Annotated in this window: 18 protein-coding genes; 7 read left to right on the forward strand and 11 right to left on the reverse strand. The window is 56.4% G+C overall.

Annotated elements, in window-relative coordinates; all coding sequences use genetic code 11:
- The 4 genes from HFM78_RS14020 to HFM78_RS14035 form a co-directional block, all read right to left on the reverse strand.
- Nucleotides 1-1,106 (reverse strand): histidinol-phosphate transaminase (locus HFM78_RS14020; RefSeq protein ID WP_287130074.1); only part of this gene is annotated, 1,106 nt, incomplete at its 3' end.
- Between the two features lie 64 nt (nt 1,107-1,170).
- Nucleotides 1,171-1,626 carry a hypothetical protein gene (locus tag HFM78_RS14025; protein ID WP_287130075.1) on the reverse strand — a complete coding sequence of 152 codons (456 nt, stop codon included), beginning with the start codon at nt 1,624-1,626 and terminating at the stop codon, nt 1,171-1,173.
- Between the two features lie 71 nt (nt 1,627-1,697).
- A complete protein-coding gene (locus HFM78_RS14030) occupies nt 1,698-2,009 on the reverse strand; it encodes a hypothetical protein (protein WP_287130076.1) in 312 nt (103 codons plus the stop codon).
- Between the two features lie 219 nt (nt 2,010-2,228).
- Nucleotides 2,229-3,377 (reverse strand): LptF/LptG family permease, encoded by a 1,149-nt coding sequence (locus tag HFM78_RS14035; protein ID WP_287130077.1) that lies wholly within the window; start codon nt 3,375-3,377, stop codon nt 2,229-2,231.
- Between the two features lie 95 nt (nt 3,378-3,472).
- On the opposite strand from HFM78_RS14035, the gene HFM78_RS14040 reads away from it, so the two are divergent.
- On the forward strand, nt 3,473-3,631 hold the full coding sequence (locus HFM78_RS14040) for a DUF3285 domain-containing protein (protein WP_287130078.1): 159 nt from the start codon (nt 3,473-3,475) through the stop codon (nt 3,629-3,631).
- Nucleotides 3,628-4,338, forward strand: a complete 711-nt coding sequence (gene sfsA, locus HFM78_RS14045; protein ID WP_287130079.1) for a DNA/RNA nuclease SfsA — start codon at nt 3,628-3,630, stop codon at nt 4,336-4,338. Before HFM78_RS14040 ends, sfsA begins: the two co-directional genes overlap by 4 nt.
- Here sfsA and HFM78_RS14050 read toward each other — a convergent pair.
- From HFM78_RS14050 to trpC, 5 genes are read right to left on the reverse strand one after another with little or no spacing between them, the layout of a single operon-like run.
- On the reverse strand, nt 4,335-4,952 hold the full coding sequence (locus tag HFM78_RS14050) for a response regulator transcription factor (protein WP_287130080.1): 618 nt from the start codon (nt 4,950-4,952) through the stop codon (nt 4,335-4,337). The two genes, sfsA and HFM78_RS14050, sit on opposite strands and share 4 nt — an antisense overlap.
- A complete protein-coding gene (locus HFM78_RS14055) occupies nt 4,949-6,385 on the reverse strand; it encodes an ATP-binding protein (RefSeq protein ID WP_287130081.1) in 1,437 nt (478 codons plus the stop codon). Before HFM78_RS14055 ends, HFM78_RS14050 begins: the two co-directional genes overlap by 4 nt.
- 27 nt (nt 6,386-6,412) lie before the next feature.
- Nucleotides 6,413-7,573 carry a M20 family metallopeptidase gene (locus HFM78_RS14060; protein ID WP_287130082.1) on the reverse strand — a complete coding sequence of 387 codons (1,161 nt, stop codon included), beginning with the start codon at nt 7,571-7,573 and terminating at the stop codon, nt 6,413-6,415.
- A 55-nt stretch (nt 7,574-7,628) separates the two neighbouring features.
- A complete protein-coding gene (locus HFM78_RS14065; protein ID WP_287130083.1) occupies nt 7,629-7,841 on the reverse strand; it encodes a DUF5340 family protein in 213 nt (70 codons plus the stop codon).
- Nucleotides 7,841-8,716, reverse strand: a complete 876-nt coding sequence (trpC, locus tag HFM78_RS14070) for an indole-3-glycerol phosphate synthase TrpC (RefSeq protein WP_287130084.1) — start codon at nt 8,714-8,716, stop codon at nt 7,841-7,843. The genes HFM78_RS14065 and trpC overlap by 1 nt, the downstream gene beginning before the upstream one ends.
- Here trpC and HFM78_RS14075 point away from each other — a divergent pair.
- Nucleotides 8,709-8,861, forward strand: a complete 153-nt coding sequence (locus tag HFM78_RS14075) for a hypothetical protein (RefSeq protein ID WP_287130085.1) — start codon at nt 8,709-8,711, stop codon at nt 8,859-8,861. The two genes, trpC and HFM78_RS14075, sit on opposite strands and share 8 nt — an antisense overlap.
- Here HFM78_RS14075 and HFM78_RS14080 read toward each other — a convergent pair.
- On the reverse strand, nt 8,814-10,244 hold the full coding sequence (locus HFM78_RS14080) for a YdiU family protein (RefSeq protein WP_287130086.1): 1,431 nt from the start codon (nt 10,242-10,244) through the stop codon (nt 8,814-8,816). The genes HFM78_RS14075 and HFM78_RS14080 overlap by 48 nt on opposite strands.
- Before the next feature lie 319 nt (nt 10,245-10,563).
- Between HFM78_RS14080 and HFM78_RS14085 the strand changes: the two genes are divergently transcribed.
- The 3 genes from HFM78_RS14085 to purB all read left to right on the forward strand — a co-directional run bounded on the left by HFM78_RS14085 (nt 10,564) and on the right by purB (nt 14,256).
- Complete coding sequence (locus tag HFM78_RS14085) at nt 10,564-11,379, forward strand: Rpn family recombination-promoting nuclease/putative transposase (RefSeq protein WP_287130087.1); 816 nt, start codon at nt 10,564-10,566, stop codon at nt 11,377-11,379.
- 613 nt (nt 11,380-11,992) lie between these two features.
- Nucleotides 11,993-12,955, forward strand: a complete 963-nt coding sequence (sppA, locus tag HFM78_RS14090; RefSeq protein ID WP_287130088.1) for a signal peptide peptidase SppA — start codon at nt 11,993-11,995, stop codon at nt 12,953-12,955.
- Nucleotides 12,952-14,256 carry an adenylosuccinate lyase gene (purB, locus tag HFM78_RS14095; protein WP_287130089.1) on the forward strand — a complete coding sequence of 435 codons (1,305 nt, stop codon included), beginning with the start codon at nt 12,952-12,954 and terminating at the stop codon, nt 14,254-14,256. The genes sppA and purB overlap by 4 nt, the downstream gene beginning before the upstream one ends.
- 127 nt (nt 14,257-14,383) lie before the next feature.
- Here the strand turns inward: purB and HFM78_RS14100 are convergent, their stop codons facing one another.
- A complete protein-coding gene (locus tag HFM78_RS14100; RefSeq protein WP_287130090.1) occupies nt 14,384-15,748 on the reverse strand; it encodes a TldD/PmbA family protein in 1,365 nt (454 codons plus the stop codon).
- A gap of 151 nt (nt 15,749-15,899) precedes the next feature.
- On the opposite strand from HFM78_RS14100, the gene HFM78_RS14105 reads away from it, so the two are divergent.
- Nucleotides 15,900-17,073 (forward strand): AMIN domain-containing protein (locus HFM78_RS14105; protein WP_287130091.1); only part of this gene is annotated, 1,174 nt, incomplete at its 3' end.

Here is a 17,073-nt window from a genome sequence, read left to right on the forward strand (position 1 = left end):
GAGATGCGGATGTGGTTGGGGACGTCCCAACGCTGTCCCCCAGCAATCAACACCCCCTGTTCACTCAACCGTTTGACCAGAGCCGTACAGTCACCTTGGGTCTTGGCCCAAACAAAGTTTGCCTGACTGGGCACGGGCGTGATCCCGAATTTAGGCAGTTGGAGCATCAGTTGTGCGCGGGCTTGGATAGCGAGTTGGCGGGAGTTGTCGAGGTGGGCTTGGTCCTTGAGAGCAGCAGTGGCAGCAGCCATGGCAGGACTATTACTGGCAATCAAACCCATGGTGAAAGCCCGGACTTTACGGATCACCGGCAGACTCCCGACCGCATAGCCCACCCGCAAACCCGCCAGCCCATGAACCTTAGAGAAAGTCCGCGTCACTAGGACATTAGGACGGCTCAAAGCCAAGTCCACGGCAGACTTAACCCCGGGGTCCGTGGCGAAATCCAGATAGGCTTCATCCACCAAGAGGAGAGCCTGCGGACCAAGACGGTCAGCAAGACGGGTCAAGTCACTGTGACTTACAGCCGTCCCTGTGGGGTTGTTGGGGTTGGTGACGACCACGAGTCGGGTTTGGGGCGTGATGGCGCGGGCCATGGCACTCAGGTCATGACGATAGTCCAAGAGGGGTACGAGGACCCGTTTCACCTGGGGGAGCATATCCTCAACCGCCGAACCAATCTCACCGTAGGCGGGGGTCGCCTCCACAAATTCACCACCCGCCATCCCGTAGGCTAAGGCCACAGCACGGAGCAGTTCAGTAGAACCAACACCCAGCAGGATTTGACTCTGGGCAAGGGCGGCGAAAAGAGCGCCGAGGTTCCCGGCATCCTGGGGAGCCGCGAAGGGGAGTTGGTGCAGGTTGTGGAGTTGCCTAATAAGACCTACGGTCTCCATCATCGGATAGCGGTTGGTCCCGGCGAGGGCGGTGGTGGCAGCTTGGATGGCGCGGGGAGAGGGACCGAGGGGGTTCTCGTTGTAGAGGATCTGGACGACGCCCGTGGGTACCCCGATGCCTTGCACAAGTTCTTTAGCCCAAGCGCGGGATTGTAGTCCATAGGCTGTCGCCCCCATTGCCCCGAGAAATATGCGCCGTGATCGGTCCATCGCCATCGTCCTCATTTTTGGGGAGTATAGCTGATTGCAGGGTCTTGGTTTTGTTGGTTGTGTACTAATTGCAAATTTCGGAGATCTCACCGAGGACAGCTTCTAGACTCAAACTGTTAGCGGCTTCTTGCTCGACGCGTTGGACGGTGGTGGGATCAAGGCTGAGTTGTTGGATCAGCAGGGCATAGGCTTGGGTTTCTTCAGGATTGACACAAGATTCACCGGGGGCGCGGCGGGAGACATGGATCACGATGTAGGCGAGTTTGAGGAGGAGTTCGCGTTCCTGGGGGTCCTGGAGTCGGGGGAGGGTTTCAGCTAAAGGAATGTTCTGGTGTAAAAATTCCTGGATCTGGGTCTGGAGCATGGGAGGTATGTCCTCACTGTGCGTGAAGAGATGCACTAGATGCTCGGTCATCATGCTGACCTCGGCGGATTCAAGGACGCCATCGGCCCAGGCCATTGCAGTGAGGGCACGGAGGAAATTCATCTGGCGGGGGGTGATGAGCGGGCTGTCTTCCATGGCTTCGTTACCCTTCAAATATTTTGATTATCCGCTATGGGTAGTTCATTCGGCTCCTCTGCTCCGCTGACCTAAAGGGGCTGTTGTGGCGGAGGACTTTCATCAGGTACGGCAGCTCCCACAACCTCAATAATTGGCACTCGCTCAGTACGCAGGATGAGTGGCACGGTGACGGATACTGAGAAATGTAGAATTTGCGCTTCTGGATGGCGGAATTCAAGCAAACTCAGACAGCACCAAGTATCAATCATGAGGGGTGGATGGGCAGGAGCTAACGAGTTAGTATAGCCCGTCTCAAAGTAGAGGTTGTACTGTCCTTGGGGAACAGTAACAGTAGCATCCTCGAAAAGGTCTGAGACTAAGATGCCCTCGTCATGAGTCACTACAAAGGATACCTGAATAGTTCTGATTGCTGCTCGCCTTGGGGTAAAATCATTACCGATTTCAGGCGTTATTCTTGCCGACCAAGTTAAGAACTTAGATTAGAATGCTCGTCGAGTCAGACACGTAGGTAAGGCCCCTGATGAAGTCACGGATGAAGTATTAGGAAAACTACACACTTTGCTCTCTTAATTCCTACCCGAGCATAGCTAACAATAACCTCAACGCGCCGCCCGCCATAGCAATACCCCCCCAATACTTAGGGTAATCAAGTTAGGAAGCCAAGCGGCAAAGATAGGCGAGAGATAGCCCAACTGTCCCCAGGCTTGAGCCAAAAAGGACAACACGTAATAGGCAAAGATAATCAGTACACTCACCCCCAGCCCCAAGGCCCCAGTCGTCCGTTGGGGGCGCATTCCTAGGGTGGAACCGATGAGCGCAAAGGCCAGACAGGTCCAGGGGAGAGCGTACTTGAGGTAATACTGCACCGCCAGCTTCGTCGTGTCTTGGCCTGCCTCTCCTGCCAACTGCATGAACTGGCGGAGTTCGGTAATCGTCATCTCCTCGGGACGTTTTTTGCTGCGCTCAACTAACTCAATCGGACGGCGTGAGAGGTTGATCTGCTGTTGAGCAAATTTGAGGACGTTGCGGTAGTTGCCCTCGCTGTCAATCACGTAGCTCACCCCGTCCTTGAAGAGCCATTTATTCTCACGAGGGAGCCAAATTCCTTGACGGGCCGTGACGATCTGGGTCAATCGTTCCTGGGTGAAATCCAAGACCTTCATATTGGTCATCACCCCGTTATCGTAATTACTGGCATAGAGAATCCGGGCGAGTTGGGTACTGACTTTGCCGCTGGCATCCTTGCGGTCCTCAAATTCCTGATAGAAGATGTTGTACTTCTGAAATGACGGTAAATCCGTATTGAGGGCTTTCGCTAAAGTGACGCTCGCTTCATAACTGGCACTAGGGACCAAGCTTTCGTTGAAAAAAAACGTCAGGGCCGTCACCCCCAGACTCAATACCGCCGCCGGAATAATCATCCGATAGACCCCCACCCCACAGGCTTTGAGGGCAACAATCTCGCTATCGGCACTGAGCCGACTGTAGGCCAACAGGGTAGCGAGGAGCATAGACATCGGGAAGGTCAGTACGATAAACCCCGGTAGCCGCAGGACGAAAATCCGCATCGCTGTCTGGAGAGCCAACCCGTTCTCGACCATCAGCCGGACCAACTCAAAGAGCGAACCAATTGCCATGACCAGGGACGAAAAAGCCACTACGCCAAACAAAAATGGTAGAGCCATCTCCAGGAACAAGTAACGGTCCAACCGCGAGACCCCCAGCCCAGCCGGAAACGCTAATTTCAACCCTGTCTCCCTGGATGCATTAATTTACGATAGCGCACCGTCTACCACCACCTACCACGACTGTTACAGTTGAGGAAAGCCGCCCTAACCCAACCATGCAGACCGAACCCAAACCCGAACCCAAACCCAGCTATGTCAAACTCGCCATGCGAAACATGGTCCGTAAACGCGGGACCTCGATCTATCATTTCTTCTTGACGTTTGGCGGCATGATTGGTTTCTTGGTCGTCCTGAGTCTATTGTTTCGCGGATGATCTACCGTTATCCACCCCTGCTACCCGGTGTCTTGGTCAAACGGTACAAACGGTTCTTTGCCGATATTGCGTTAGCCGATGGCACGGTGGTCACGGCCCACTGTCCCAATACCGGGCCAATGACCGAAATCTCAACGGTGGGTTCGGCTGTCTATATCTCTGAGGCCAACAGTCCCGCCCGTAAACTGGCCTACACCTGGGAGATGATCCAGGTGGATGGGTCTTGGGTGGGGGTGAATACGCACTTACCGAACCGGGTTGTGGCTTTAGGTTTGGCGGATCATCAGTTTGCGGACCTGCCTAGTTACACCCGCTTTCAACCCGAAGTGCCCTACGGCAGCGAACAAAGCCGAATTGATTTTTTGTTGCACAGCGAACGACCTCTGTACCTAGAAGTTAAAAGTACCACCTGGACTCAGCCCACGCCTGAAGGCCGCAGGGCCATTTTCCCAGATACGGTCACTACTCGTGGTCAAAAGCACCTGCGTGAACTGACCGCCCTAGCCGAGCAAGGTTTGGGAGCAGCCATCCTCTATTTCATCAACCGGGGCGACTGTGTGAGCTTCAGTCCAGGCGATGGGCCGGACCCAGAGTATGGACGGTTGTTGCGGCGGGCGGTGGCGGCGGGGGTATTAGTTTTGCCCTATCGTTTTATGGTGAGTCCCTTGGGCTTGACCTTGGGCGAGCGCGTACCCGTGGTTCTCTAGCGAATCCAGCCCTCGCGCAGTGCCCGTACTGCTGCTTGAACCCGGTCATTCACCTCCAATTTTGCCAGGATATTGCTGACATGAATCCGTACCGTTCCCAGCGCGATAAATAACTGTTGGGCAATCTCGGGGTTACTCAAACCAGCGGCGATGAGTTTCAGGACTCCGCGTTCGCGTTCGGAAAGAGGATTGGGAACAGGGGTCCGGTTGAGGTCGCGCAGGACCCGTTGCGATACCTCGGCATCCAGCCAAGTCGCCCCGCCCAAGACGGCTTGGACGGCCTGAATCAGCCGTTCCCCCGTAGTCCCCTTGAGACAGTAACCGTCCGCCCCCGCGCTCAAGGCCCCGAATACGCTCTCGTCTTCTTCGTGGGAAGTTAAGACTAGGACGCGTAACTGGGGTTGCTCCTGTTTGAGAAGACGGGTGGCCTCAATTCCGCTCAGGATGGGTAGACCTAAGTCCATCAAAACTAGGTCTGGGGCGAGTCGGCGCGTGAGGAGGATGGCCTGTTCGCCGTCGCTGGCCTCCCCGACCACGGTGAAGACCGGGCTGAGGGTCTCGACGAGATTCAGCCGCATCAAGGCGTGGTCCTCGACGACGAGAATCCGGGTCATGACGGCAACAGGAAACAGAATGTACTGCCTTGACCCAGTTCACTCTTGGCCCAGATCTGTCCCCCATGGGCCTCGACGACCTGCCGACAGAGGTATAAGCCCAACCCGGTCCCCATCGGATGATGGCTACCCTGGAACCGAGCAAACAAGGTCCCCAATTGCTCAGGGGGGATACCCCGGCCTGTATCCTGGATTATCCCTAAACAACCCTGGGCCGTCTGGGCGATCTGGACTTGCACACTCCCCCCACTGGGCGTGAACTTAAGGGCATTATCGATGAGATTGACCAAAACCCGACGTAGCTGCTGGCTATCCACGGCGGTCCAACAGGGATCTCGGGTTTCAATTTGGAGAGCGACCTGTCGGGCTTGGGCCAGGGGCGTTAATTCCTGGAGACACTGCGTTACCAAAGCGGTCAAATCGGTGGGTTCCCGCTGTAACACCATCCGCCCTGCCTCATAGCGGTAGATGAGGAGCAGACATTCAATCAACCCCAATAACGCTTGATGGCTCTGGACCACTGCTTGCAACATCCGCGTTTGTTGAGGATTGAGTGCGCCGTACTGTCCATTTAGGGTGAAATTCAGGGTCTGGACAGCGGCGAGGACGGGGGTTTTGAGGTCGTGGGTGAGGGTGGCAACGAAATCTTCGCGCAACCGTTCGCCCTCTTTTTGGAGGGTCACATCGCGGATGACAGCGACCCCGCCCAGGATTTCACCCGTGACCGCTTTGAGAGGAGCACAGGTGGTTTGGATCATCCGGCTTTGGCCTTGGTGGTTCTCCAGCCGGTTAAGTTCCCGCAGAGGGAGACCTTCTGCCATCACCCGCTTGAAGATGGTTTCGCGTAGGGGAACCCGTTCGCCCTGTGCATCATAGAGCCGGATGCCCTGCCAGTTTCCCAAGTCCGTCGGGTTCGTCGCCAGTAGTTCATAAAAAGCCGAGTTAGCCGTAATCACCCGCCCCGCCAGCCCATACACGAGGACTCCCTCCGCAATCGCTTCAATAATTAATTCGAGTTTGTCCTTCTCCGCCGTCAGGTTAGCAAGCAGTTGTTGGTTAGCTTGGGCCTGCTCGGTGATGCGCTGGCTCATCGTTACAAAAGAGTCTACTAAAACCTGAACTTCTAGAGCGGTGGGGGCAAATTTCAGCGGTGGGGTCGGCTGACCCAGGCTCAAGCGTTGCATGGCGAGACTGACCTGTTGTAAGGGCAAGCTCATTCGTTCGCTCAACCAGAAGGCAAACCCCACCGCCACCAGGACCGTCACCCCCACCCCCAGGGCGAAACTACCCACAAACGTCTCAGGCACTCCAGTCGTCAAGCTCCGTTGCAAAATTGCCCACTCAATCACCCCCAGCACGACCACAGGTAACACCGCCACCAGGGTGAAGAGCAGGAGGTATTGGGTCCTCAGATGTAAGCGCAGACGGGCCATCAGTCTAGGGTGTGATTGCCCCGGATCTTAGCAACTGGGCACAGCGAAAAAATCCTCAGCGCACCGGGCAAAAAGCTCCACTCCCAGCGTGAGGGCCTGTTCATCGAAGTCAAAACAGGGATGGTGGTGGGGTTTATCCAAGCCCTCTGCCGAGTTTGCCGAACCCAAAAAGAAATAACACCCCGGTACCCGCTCCAGGAAAAAGGCCATATCCTCTCCGCCCATGGTCTGTTCAGAGACGACTTGTAACTGGGCCTCCGTCGCGCACCGCTCCACCAAGGCGGTGACGAGCTTGTGATTGAGGACGGTGGGGTAGTGGCGGCTGTACACCAAGTCGTAGCTCGCCCCCAAGGCCTGACAGACTCCGGCAATAACCTGCTCTAACCGTTGGGGTAATTGGGTGGCAAGCTCCGGGGTAAAACAGCGCACCGTCCCTTCAAGGACTGCACTGGGGGCAATCACATTGAAGGCACTCCCGGCATGAATTTGACCTACCGTCACCACGGCTGATTCCAGAGGATTGACGTTCCGGCTAACGATGGTTTGGAGGGCGACCACCACTTGCGCTGCCACCACCACGGCATCCACAGTCTGGTGGGGCATCGCACCATGTCCGCCCCGCCCCGTAATCGTTACCTTGAAATGGTCCGAAGTCGCCATCATCGGGCCAGACTTGACCCCGACAGTTCCCAAGGGCAGGTTATTCCACAAGTGCAGACCGACGATAGCCTGGGGACTGGGATTTTCGAGAACGCCCGCTTCAATCATTGGCAAGGCTCCCCCTGGTCCCTCCTCAGCGGGCTGGAAAAATAGTTTCACGGTCCCCACGGGCGGCGATTCCGCCAAAAGTTTCGCCAGTCCTAACAGGATTGCTGTATGTCCATCGTGTCCACAGGCGTGCATGACCCCCGGATGTTGAGAACGGTAGGGGACGGGGTTGAGTTCGTGCATCGCCAAGGCATCCATATCTGCTCGGAAAGCTAGAACCCTGGGGTCGCTCCCCGCTAGAACCGCCACTACCCCAGTTTTCGCCACCCGCTCAGTCTGCCAACCCCACTGTTGGAGCCGTTCCACGACGTAGTTATGGGTCAGATGCTCCCGAAACCCCAACTCTGGATATTGGTGGAACTGCCTACGCCACAGGGACAACAGGGGGGACAGGACGGCAACAGTGGGACGGATCTGCATGACAAACGCTCTATTTCTTTAAGGATGCCAGCCCCCACCAGAAACGTCCAGCCAGCTAGGACCAGCGGTGGTCAATTAAGAAGCCTTGGTTTGTCCATTCTTCTTCGAGTTGTTTCTGTTGGGACATCGCTTTACGGAGAGCACGGATCACCTCTTGGACCTGGGGAGCACGTTTAGGATCTTCGCGGAGGACCCGTCCCATCGTCTCTTGTTCGAGTAAGGTCAGCAGGGTCTCATAGAGGATAGGGGCGGGTACGGGCATATGCATTAGACGGCTCCTAGGAGTTGACGGACAGCTAAGCAGGGGTCGGGGGCACGGACTAGCTGTTCACCGACTAAGAAGGCCGTGCAACCCTGGGCCTTGAGCGTAGTTACTTCTTGCTGGGTATGAATCCCGGACTCAGCCACGACGAGGATACCCGCGAGTTCCGTGCGCCGTTGGTCAATCAGCCGGACAGTGGTTTGCAGATCTACGGTGAAGTCCTCTAGGTTGCGGTTGTTAATCCCCAACAGTTGTAAGCCGGGGATCTGCCGTGCCCGGTCCAGTTCCTCTAGCGTATGGACTTCAACTAAAACGGTCAGCCCTAGACTCCGGGCAATCCGGTGGAGATACAGTAAGTCCTGGTCCGTATGCAGGGCCACAATCAGCAACACCGCATCGGCTCCGTAGGCGCGGGCCATAAAAAGTTGGTAGCCGTGGAGAATGAATTCTTTACACAGGAGCGGTACGGACACGGCGGCGCGGACGGCCTGCAAGTCCTCATGACTCCCCCCAAAGAATTTCCGGTCGGTCAACACCGAGATACAGGCCGCTCCGCCCGCTACGTAGTCTTGGGCCAAGGCCACGGGGTCAAAGGGGTCACGGAGGATGCCTTGACTGGGGGAGGATTTTTTCACTTCAGCAATCAAGGCGAGGGGAGATTCCCGGAGGGCCTGCATGAAATCGCGGGGGGCCGGGGCGTGTGCCACCCGTTCCTTGAGGTCCTTGAGCGGGAACTTCTCGCGCCAATACTCCACCTCAGCTTCTTTTTGCCAGACGATGGCCTCCAGGATGTTCTGGGGCTTGTCGAGTCCCGAGGCTAAGTAAAAAGTCAGGGTCTCGACCGCAATCGCGGCGTTCTCAGGACGGCGACGGATGGGCATACATGAACCGATGAATTTACAAATTCTACCCTTTTGGGCCAACGGCCTAGGCATCCACGTCGGCGGAACAGACTGGCGCAACAGTAACAGCCGCCCCCTACAGTTTGAGCGGCGCGTAGACGATGGCGCGGAGGCGGTTCAATAAATCATAAAAAGGTTCCCAGTCGTCCTGTTGGCTGATGGCTTCCCAGATGGCTTCGATTTGGGGGCGCACGAGGACGGTGGTGGGGTTTTGTTTTAGGCGGTGGGGGACTAGGTGACGGTCGGGGATAGAGAGTTTCATTAATTGTTGGTGGTAGCGGGTTTTCCAATTCATAAAGAGCGTGAGGAAGGGTCCGGGTTGGGTCGGGTCGGGAATGCGGTCAATATCGGTGAACCAGGCGGGGCTGAAGTTTTCGCTGAGGTCCACAAAGAATTCGTGGTAGTCCTGTTTACTTTCTTCAAGCCAGCGCAGCAGTGACATACACAACTCTTCGGCTTGGGGACTGGGTTCAGGCGGAAGGCCCATTTTCTCTAGCATCCGGGCTTGGTAGGCGCGGGTGTAAGTCTCGGCAAAATCCGCTAAGCCGCTCTCCATCTCAGCTTGAGGAATGACCAGCGCGAGGGGACGTTGCAGTAATTCCAAGTTCAGGTGACAGATCCCCGGCTGATTCCCGAAACAGTAACGGCGGTAGTGATCAAAATAGGCGGCGGTGAAGGTCGGGTCATAATGGGTGATGAAAGCGTAAGGGCCATAGTCAAAACTCTCCCCGGTAACGGACATATTGTCAGTATTGAGGACCCCGTGACAGAAACCGACCGCCATCCACTGGGCACAGAGGCGGGCCACCCGTTGCACTAATTCGGCGTAAAAGAGTGCATAACGGTCTGATTCTCGTTGCAGGTGGGGGTAATACTGTTCAATCACGTGGTCTAGTAACTTCTGGGTGAGGTCGGGGCGTTCGAGGTACAAGAAACGTTCAAAGGTCCCGAACCGGATGTGGGAGCGGCTGAAGCGGACCATGACTGAGGCGCGGGTGGGCGAGGGTTCATCACCGCGCCAGAGTTGTTCGCCCGTCTCAATCAGGCTTAGGCAACGGGAAGTATAAACTCCCTGGGCTTGCAGGGCTTCCGCCGCTAGGACTTCACGTATTCCGCCCTTGAGGGTCAGCCGTCCATCGGCACTGCGGGAATAGGGCGTTGTCCCCGAACCTTTGGTTCCTAGGTCGTAGAGTTCGCCATCGGTCCCCTGCACTTGACCATACAAAAAGCCCCTACCATCGCCCAAGCGGGGGTTATATTCGCCGAACTGATAGCCGTGGTAGCGCAAGGCCAACAGCGGCATCCGTCCAGCAAATTGCCCGAACGCCTGGATGAAATTCTCATCCGTTACTTGAGCGGGGTCCAAACCTAACCGGGGCAACAGGTCGTCATTGCGAAAACGCAGAATTTGCTGGGGAAACTGGGCCGCTGTCACTTCGTCGTAATACTCAGCACCCAGAGACTCTAGGGCCGGGACGTAGGGTAAGGCCAAAAAAGGGTTGTTCATTTCGCAATAACAGCAACAGCTTTTCTAATCTTCGTCTTTATTGCCGCGCTAGGGAGGGCAGATTTTTCGTTGGTCTGCTCTCCTTAGTGATTGGGGCTAGTCTTGCTTCTCGGGGGAAAGTAGGGCTGGGTTTACGAGTGCGACTAAGGGCGGCGGTCCCGAAATCCCTGATTAAGGGATTATCATCTTTGCCATAAAAACCGCGCACGGTGCTGTTATCTCTGAAAAGGAACGGGATTTAGCTTATTTAAGAAAGTTCCACCGCCGCGCAGTAGAGCAGGTAAGCGGATGCGTGCATCCATCTGTTTACAATTAGTCCATGAAAACTGACAGTCTGTTCTACACCTTTTTTCAGACGCTCCCCTCCGCCTTCTTTGACACCTTGGGGCTGCCCCCACAGACTGCTGACCGCTACTCTTTTGATTCTATTGAGGTCAAACAACTGAGCTTTCGGATTGACGGGGTGTTCCTCCCCCAAACCCCTGACCTACCCATCTACTTTGTCGAGGCCCAGTTCCAAAGTGATGCTGCATTCTATTCCCGTTTCTTCAGCGAAATATTTATGTACCTAGACAAGGTTCTTCTGACGAATGACTGGCGTGACGTGGTTCTCTATCCCAGACGCAGTATTGACCCGGCTGAGGAACCCCAAAACATCCGCTACCGGGAGCTATTACAGCCATCGCGGGTGCAAAGACTGTACCTCAACGAGTTGGGAGATAGAGGACGAACTTTACCCGGCGTGGGCTTGCTATGTTTGGCGGTGGTGCAAGAAGCGGAAGTTACCGAGTATGTCCGGGGGGTGTTAAGGCAAGCTCAGGCACAGGGCGAGGGATACTACGACCTAATGCTAGAACTAGTGGGGAGGACGTTAGTGCAGCGTTACCCTGAGATAAGCCGCAAGGAGTTAATGAGCATGATGGAACTACAATTGACCGGGTGGAAAGAGTCGCGGGTATTCCGTGAAGTGTTAGCCGAAGGTAGGGCAGAAGGCGAATTGAAAGGTAAGGCAGAAGGCAAGCTCGAAGGCAAGTTAGAGGCTGTCCCGGCTTTGGTGGCACGGGGTTTTACGGTAGCGGAGATTGCGGAGATTCTGGGCTTGTCGGTAGCACAGGTACAGGCAGTACAGCCCTAGTCTTTGCGCTTTGACTCGGTGCAGCATCAAGAGGCCCCTCCGCCCCACTTGTGGGGGACCAAGACCACGAAGACACAAGAAAGTTCTTATTCTTGCTCCCCTACCCTGCTCGCCTGTGCCCGACAGGGTACGGGGTACTTTTGTCCATGGCGTAGGCCAACCAGCCGGAGAACAACAGGCGCGTGTTGAGGACAGGATAGTCGGTAGCCGACAGGTCAGCTAAGAGGTCTCTGACAAGGTTTGGGAAAGATTGTCGCAGGCGTCATTAGAAATTCTTTGTCGTCAGTCTAGGAGTATTTACGCTTCAGACTGGCTTTTTTTGTACCTATCTCTTAACTTTCAACACTTGTGAAAAAGACCATGTAGATCCGTCCTACCCCGTGGGGCCAAACTGCTATCCTGTTCCAACCAATCATGATATTTACGTAGACGCGCTAAGGGATCGGATTGTTGTAAAAAAGCTGCTACCAACCCTCACTCCTGCGCTAAAGCCAACACCGGCAAAGACTTAGTGTGAAAATTAATCCCTCTGGTACCTGCACCCCTGCTCCCATCCAACCGCGATTCAAAAGACTTGGTTTATATGATATGACAGAGTGTGCCCAGTCACAGCATGATGCAAAATTTGAACCGCTACCTCGCCCTTGCCCTAATCCTGCTCTGTGTTGCCGCCACGGTCGTCGGACTTGGTAAAACTAAATCACCCGAAGCCGCTACGGTTCGCAATGGCGAGATGGTCCTCCCCGTAGGCGACCGTTTAGAGTTGTTGACCCTGGAGGGCACGATTACCAGTGGTCGGACTGGCGGGGGTATCTTTAGTTCCGGTGAGGATGCCTTGAGTGTACGTGACCGTCTTTTAGAGATCGTCGCGGATGACCAGATTAAAGGGGTCTTGTTGCGGATTGACAGCCCGGGCGGGACCGTGGGCACTAGCCAGGAAGTTTACAACGCCCTAGGGCAAGTCCGTGCCCAAAAACCCGTGGTCGTGAGTATGGGAGATGTAGCCGCGAGTGGAGGCTATTACATCGCCTGTGGAGCCGACCGGATTTTTGCCAACCCCGGAACCTTGACCGGCTCAATTGGCGTGATCCTCTCCGGCTATAACGCGGCTAAACTGCTCGGGACCTTGGGAGTCGAGCCCCAAGTCGTCAAGTCCGGCCCCTACAAGGACATCCTCAGCATCAACCGTGCGCTCACCCCCAGCGAACGGACCCTCTTGCAAGCCCTGATTGGTGATACTTATGAACAGTTCCTCCAAGCCGTCGCCAAGGGCCGTAACCTCCCGCTGAATGCTTTAAGGCCCCTCGCTGATGGTCGCATCTACACGGGTCGTCAGGCCCAACGACTGGGTTTGGTGGATGAACTCGGCGGCTTAACCGAAGCTAAAGCTCACCTGCGCCGTCTAGCCAAAGAACGCTTTAGCTTAGACCAGGAACTCCCCCTCGTTGAGGGCGGTGGGACCCTAGATGGCCTGTTTCGTCGGCTCATCCCTGCTGCACAAACTAAAACGCCCTTGGGGTTAGACCTCAACAACACCCGTCAACCCCTCTGGCTTGCCCCAGGATTAACCCCATGATTGAACGCTATAGTCTGCCTGCCATGGCTGACCTGTGGAGCGAAGAACAGAAGTACAGCAACTGGCTCAAGGTGGAACTCGCCGCCTGTCATGCCTTGGCCCAACTCGGGGAGATCCCGGAGCAAGCCGTCGTCCACATTGAGCGCACTGCCCAGTTCTCCGTGGCCCGGGTCCAAGAGTTGGAGCGCGAGCTTAAGCATGATGTGATTGCCTTTTTGACCTGTCTCAATGAGTCTGTGGGACCCGAGGGCCGCTATATCCACTTGGGGCTGACCTCCTCTGATGTGTTAGATACAGCCTTGGCCCTACAACTAGTCCAATCCTTAGATTTATTGGCTACGGGCCTCGCCACCAGTATTACCACGGTCAGTAAACGTGCCTTAGCGGAACGGGACACCCTGATGGTGGGCCGGACCCATGGCATCCACGCTGAACCGATTACCTTCGGGTTCAAACTGTGCGGCTGGGTGGCTGAACTGAAGCGGCACCAGACCCGGCTCCAACAAGTCCGCGCACGCGTCGCAGTCGGGAAGTTCTCAGGGGCCGTCGGGACCTTTGCCCACCTCTCACCCCGCGTAGAAGAACTCGCCTGTGCCCGTTTGGGTCTGACCCCGGACCCCTGTTCGACTCAGGTGATTTCCCGTGACCACCATGCTGAATACGCGCAACTGCTGGCCCTGATTGCCGGGTCCTTGGACCGCTTCTGTACAGAGTTACGCAACCTCCAGCGCACCGACGTCCTAGAGGTCGAAGAATATTTCGCGCCCGGTCAAAAAGGCTCCTCTGCCATGCCCCACAAGCGCAACCCCGTGACTGCCGAACAACTCTGTGGGCTGGCCCGCCTCGTCCGCACCCATAGCCTTGCAGCCCTAGAGAATATGGCCTTGTGGCATGAGCGCGATATCTCCCATAGCAGTGTGGAGCGCGTGATCCTGCCCGACAGCTCGATTCTGGTCCACTATATGCTCGTCAAGTTCAATGACTTGATGACGGATTTATTGGTCCATCCCCACAACATGACCCGCAACCTCCAGATCTACGGCGGGGTGATTTTTTCGCAAAAAGTCCTCTTGGCTTTGGTCAAACAGGGACTGACCCGTGAGGAGGCTTACCGGATTGTCCAGACCCACGCCCATGCTGCCTGGAATCAACCCGACGGCAACTTCCGCGCCCGTCTGGAACAGGACCCCGAAATTCAACAACACCTCACCCCGGATGCCTTAGTGGATTGCTTTGATGCTCGGTTGCAACTGAAGAACCTAGATCTGATTTACGAGCGGGTCCTCGGGTCAGAATGCTAAGAGGACCCTCCGCCCCATACCCAGACGGGCACAGGCTCGTGGGGGACCAAGGCAGAAGAGGGAAGACAAAAAAGTAGAAGAGCATTCTTAATTCTTGCTCTCCTACCCTACTTACGGGGTAGAGGGCTTAACGACCGCCGACCACCACATTCTTAATCCGTATGTGGGGACCGCCCACAGCAACGGGGAGCGGGGATTGACCGCCCTTACCGCAACCCCCGGTCAGCCAGACTGCATCCGAACCTACCGCATCCACATCCTGGAGAGTCTGAAAAACGTTGCCCGTCAGGGTGACATCGCTCACAGGTTCGGCGAGTTGACCGTGGCGGACCATGAAGCCCTCGGCGGCGGCAAAGGTAAACATCTCGCCATTGGTCTGCCCGCCCAGCATACGGACAGCATAGATCCCCTCCTCAATGTCCTTAATCATGTCTGTAAAGCTAGTTTCGCCGGGGAGGATACCCGTGTTGGTCATCCGAATCAAGGGCGGGTGGGTGGCATCTAGGGCGCGGGCGTTCCCGGTAGGTTGTTCGTTGAGGATGCTGGCGGTCTCCAAGTTGTGTAGCCGTTGGGTCAAGATGCCGTCCTTAATTAAATATTTGCGTTGAGCGGGCACCCCTTCATCGTCGTAGGCGTAACTGCCGGGTTGGTTGGGGACTGTGCCATCGTCTACCACCGAGAGACTGGGGTGGGCAATCGGTTTACCCAGTTGCAACAGTTCCTGCATCCGGGGGTTCTCATAAATAAAATCCGCCTCCGAGAGATGCCCAAACGCCTCGTGGATGAAAACCCCGGCGAGATAGGGGTCCAGGACCACGGTGTATTGACCGCCCTTGACCGATTGGGCCTCTAGCTGCCGGACTGCTCGTTGCGCCGCGCCAAGTACTTCTTCCTCAATCCCTTCTAAAGCCCCGTAGCTCGTGCGGGAATGGACCGAGGCAAACCCCTGGCGGACCACATCCCCGGCCCGCGCAATCACCCCGAACCGTCCACTCACATCCAACCGTTCCTGCTCCAGCACCGTGCCCGTACTGTTGACAAACCAGACCGTCCGAAAAGTATCCGAGAGCCCCGCCATCGTCGTCTGAATCCGGGGGTCTGCCGCCAACAAAAGCTGATTATACTCAGCCAATAACGCCCGTTTATCCGCCAAACTCACGCCACGGGGGTCCTTCTCCATCTGGACCGGGACCGTAGCTTCGACGGATGGGACTGAGGCGAGGTGCGTCGTCGCTTGACCAACGAGTTGCGCCTGGGCCACCGCTTCGGCGACTCGACTCAGCAGTTCCGAGAGACGGTTAAAGGTCACAAAGCTCCAACCTCCCCGATGACAGGCCCGGACCCCCCCGACTAAGGAAAAATTCCGGTCCACTGCATCTAGGAGAGGACCTCGGAAGCCGAGACTGGTGTGTTCGCGCTGTTCAAGACGAATTTCTAAGTAATCCACCTGATTTTGATGAGCCTTGAGAGCGGCGAGGAGTTGGTCTTTCATAGTTCCCAATGCGCGAATGCAACCTCTATTATGACAAATTGACCCTCCGGCCCTAGTTCTAGTGGTTAGCGCGTCAAAATTGCGGTAAAACGTCTATCCCAAGCTGACAGGAATCGGGTAGAGTTATCATCAATCGCGTGGTGTGCGGATCTTGAGATGGTCGGTATTAGTTCGTTTTTGGCTTGTGCTGGCAATGTGCCCCCACCTGCCCCTCTGGGCTGCCTCAGTGCAGTTGATGGGCTGGCACTATGACCCCAAGACCCAAGCCCTCGAATTTGCCCTAAGTGGGGAGAGTATCCCCCAACTCAACTTTTACGATTCACCACCCCGCTTAGTCATTGACTTGCCGGGGGTGCAATTAGCCCGGTCTTTTCGGACGGTGGTCCATGACCGTCAGGTGCGTCAAGTACGGGCTGGTCAGATTAACAGCACCATGGGTCGTCTGGTCCTCGAACTCAACCAGGCTCCTGAGATGAGTCGGGTCAACCTCACCAAGATGGCGGGTAGTCGCTGGCGCATCCAGTTAGCCACCAATCCCCCTGTCGTTCCCGTCGCCTCCGTTCCGCCCGCCGCCCCGGCACTCCAGCTAGCCAGTAACAGTACAAGCCTGCCGCCCCTACCGCCCAATACGGTCAAGCTAGAAAATTTTGTCTTCACCGAAGAAGGTTTCCTGATCCGCACCACGGGACCGACGGAAGCCGGAGTCCGCAGGCTGGATGGACCGCCGCGCTTGGTCGTAGACCTCGTGGGGACGGTCCTCCCCACCCAATTCACTCGCCGGGTCTTTACGGCTGACCGGCTGGGGGTCCAACAGGTCCGCATCGGTCAGTTCCAAGCCCGCCCGCCCGTGACCAGGATTGTTCTAGATGTGGGGGCCGATACCTGGGACTGGGAAGCCGCCTATGACCCCAAGCTCAAAGGGGTCCGCCTCGTCCCCGCCGGACGACTCGCCATCGCACCGCCGACCGTGGGGACTAGTCTACTATCCGCCGCCCTAGTCGGTGACCAGTTGGTTTTTGATGCCGACGGTCCCCTCTCCTTTCAGGCCACCTGGAACCACAGCAGCCGGGAATACCAAGTCCAGTTCGCCACCGCCAATCTTTCGCCCCAGTTCCAGGGTCCAGTGTTAGATGTGGGTAGTCCGCTCGACCGTCTGCGCCTGTTCCCCTCTGAAGGCCAAACCATTACCGCTATCCTCAAAGTTCCCCAAGGCGTGATCGTCGCCGGAGCCCAACGTCAACGCGGGAACCGCCAATTCGCCGTCCGGCTCGCCAAACTCGGTGGTGCACCCCTCCCGACCAATGCCCTCCCCCCCGGTCCTGACC

The organism is Candidatus Cyanaurora vandensis, assembly GCF_013285555.1.
Lineage (GTDB): Bacteria > Cyanobacteriota > Cyanobacteriia > Gloeobacterales > Anthocerotibacteraceae > Cyanaurora > Cyanaurora vandensis.